This is a genomic window from Gelidibacter sp. (assembly GCF_035515035.1).
In the GTDB taxonomy this organism is placed as follows: domain Bacteria; phylum Bacteroidota; class Bacteroidia; order Flavobacteriales; family Flavobacteriaceae; genus Gelidibacter.
The window spans coordinates 1-2,778 of sequence record NZ_DATJCA010000142.1 but is presented as its reverse complement, the minus strand read 5'-3'; the positions used below and the strand labels follow the sequence as shown (position 1 = coordinate 2,778).

At 36.6% G+C, this 2,778-nt stretch carries 3 protein-coding genes and 1 other RNA gene; 1 reads left to right on the top strand and 3 read right to left on the bottom strand.

Features of this window, described 5'->3' with window-relative positions; translation table 11 throughout:
• Nucleotides 1-935 (bottom strand): DNA polymerase III subunit gamma/tau (dnaX, locus tag VLZ86_RS11455; protein WP_325451428.1); only part of this gene is annotated, 935 nt, incomplete at its 3' end.
• Between the two features lie 263 nt (nucleotides 936-1,198).
• Between dnaX and rnpB the strand changes: the two genes are divergently transcribed.
• Nucleotides 1,199-1,543: RNase P RNA component class A (gene rnpB / locus VLZ86_RS11450), an RNA gene on the top strand.
• Between the two features lie 272 nt (nucleotides 1,544-1,815).
• Here the strand turns inward: rnpB and rsmD are convergent.
• Both rsmD and VLZ86_RS11440 read right to left on the bottom strand, forming a co-directional pair.
• Entirely contained in the window at nucleotides 1,816-2,358 is a 543-nt protein-coding gene (gene rsmD / locus VLZ86_RS11445; RefSeq protein WP_325451426.1) for a 16S rRNA (guanine(966)-N(2))-methyltransferase RsmD, read from the bottom strand.
• A partial coding sequence (locus VLZ86_RS11440; protein ID WP_325451424.1) for a DUF3822 family protein occupies nucleotides 2,358-2,778 on the bottom strand: 421 nt, incomplete at its 5' end. The genes VLZ86_RS11440 and rsmD, both read right to left, overlap by 1 nt.

The following is a 2,778-nucleotide window of genomic DNA, read 5'->3' as shown; positions in this document are numbered from 1 at the left end:
TAGGATGCTTTTCTGCACTGCTCCATATATTTCACTTTGGTATCCTCGCCAACTTCAAGAAGTTCAACGGTGTGCTCATTTTTACAGACCATCAAATCTCTAAAATGTGAGGCTAAACCAGCAATATAATGATGCCCATCAAACCCTTTTGATAAAGTGTCATTAAACTGAAGGAGCAATTCAGGTATTTTATTCTCTAAAATTAAGTCGGTACTTGTAAAGTATGTTTCATAATCCAGGACGTTCAAGTTCTCGGTTACAGCCTGTCGTGTCAAGTTTTTACCTGAAAAACTAACTACCCTGTCAAAAATAGAGAGTGCATCACGCATGGCGCCATCCGCTTTTTGGGCAATGATGTGTAGTGCGTCATCTTCGGCCTCAATACCTTGTTCTTCGGCAATGTATTTTAAATAATTTTTAGCGTCCTTAACCGTGATACGCTTGAAATCGAAAATTTGACAACGCGATAGGATTGTCGGAATAATTTTATGTTTTTCAGTAGTTGCCAGAATGAAAATACAATGTTTTGGTGGCTCTTCCAACGTTTTTAAAAACGCATTAAAAGCCGATTGGGACAACATGTGCACCTCATCAATAATATACACTTTATATTTTCCAACTTGTGGCGGAATTCTAACTTGGTCCGTTAGATTTCTGATATCATCAACAGAGTTGTTAGAAGCAGCATCTAATTCAAATATATTGAAGGCGAAATCTTCATCTTCCTTTTCTGTGCCGTCGCTATTGATCATTTTGGCCAGAATACGCGCGCAGGTGGTTTTACCAACGCCACGTGGTCCCGTAAACAATAAAGCCTGTGCTAAATGATGATTTTCAATGGCATTCATCAACGTATTGGTAATAGCCTGCTGGCCCACAACATCCTTAAAGGTTTGGGGTCTGTATTTGCGTGCCGATACTACGAAATGTTCCATTTTTTATACTGCATTCAGTTGTGCATTTCATAATGCAAAACTAGAAGTAACAAAGTTAAAAATTCGGTACTAATAAAGGAATCACATCTTATGAATTTAGCATTAGTTATTAACAAATGGGGTGTAAGTTGAGAGTTCAAAGTGCCCAAAGTATTTAAAACGGAATACAAAGCTGAGTTTTGACTAGTTAACAATCTTTAGGCAATTTAAACTTAAAGGAATTATAGCTTTATTCCCATATAACTTTATACTAACTTTGCCCTTAAGTAAATCGCCTTATCGCTAAATGTTCAACTTGATTGGACATTTGGAGGAAAGTCCGAACACCATAGTGCAACATAATGGTTAATAACCATCGGTCGTGAGATCAGGAAAAGTGCAACAGAAAGTATGTACAGGTCAAGCTGTAGTGAAACCAGGTAAACTCTATGTGGTGCAATGTCATGTATACCAACGCTTGAGGGCGGCACGCTCGATTGTTGGAGGGTAGACAGCTAAAATGTACTGGTAACAGTTCATTCAGATAAATGATAAGGCCATTTCTCTTTTTAGAATTTATTCTTCAAAAAGAAAATGGACAGAATTCGGCTTATAGATTTACTTACTTAAACAAGCTCTTTGTTAATTCAAAGAGCTTTGTTTTTTTAGTGAAACCCCAGACCTAAAAGGGCAGCGCATTAGGTGTTGATGGTTGGACTAATCCCGCTTTTGGGAGGGATCTAAACTCAAAACTTAGAAGTGGAGCACATTAGGTTGTGATGTTGAGCAGCGTCTAAAACTAAAATCTAAAAACGAAGTCCGTTTAATTTATGATGATTGCTCCGATAGTTCCTGGAACTAATCCCGCTCGCTAGGTAATTAGAAATGGATCGCATTGTTTCTATTCCGCTTTCTCAAAGAAACTAAACATACTGCTTCCATAATTCTTGGAGTAGCTGAAATAAGGCAGTTGGGTGAGCTTCATCTGTTCGGCGTGTTCAACAATTAAAACACCTTCATCTTCTAAAAGACCATTTTGAAATACCAGTTCCGGAATTTTAGAAAACTCCTCCAAACTAAAGGCATAGGGTGGATCGGCAAAAATAACATCGGATTTAGATTTTGTGGTTTCCAAAAATTTAAAAACATCACTTTTTACGGTGGCAATAGGCATGTCAAATTCTTCCGCAGTTTTAGTGATAAATTGGATGCATCCAAAATCTTCATCTACTGAAGTAATATGTTCCGTACCTCTAGAGGCAAATTCAAAACTGATGCTTCCCGTACCCGCAAATAAATCCAACACCGAAATCTCATCAAAATAGAATTTATTGTTCAGGATGTTGAAAATGGCTTCCTTTGCCATATCTGTAGTAGGGCGTACTGGCAGCTTTTTTGGCGGCGTGATGCGTCTTCCTTTAAATTGACCTGAGATTATTCGCATTAGTTTAAACTATTTAAAATAAGTGTATGCTGATGCTTTGGATGGGCTTCAAAATTGTTGTTGTAAGTATATTTTTGTGAAGGACCTTCAAATTCTATATATCTGATATAGGTATAAAGCATTTGATACAACTCATCATCTTTGACAATATGACCCATTAATTTAACGATAACCTTTTCAGTATCCAATTTTAATTGCTCAATGGCGAAAAGAATAAAATAGATAAAATCCTCTTTTGTGTCATATTCAAAGGTATTATAAAGTTGAAATTGTCCTTTTTTTATGACTAGCATTTGGAAATGAAAAGGTTCAACATTGATAAAAATCTTATCGTCGCTAGATTTTTCTTCTTTCTTTAAGATTTGTTCCAACAAGATCGTGGAGGCATGTTTGTATTCAAATTCGCCATACATTTCAAAC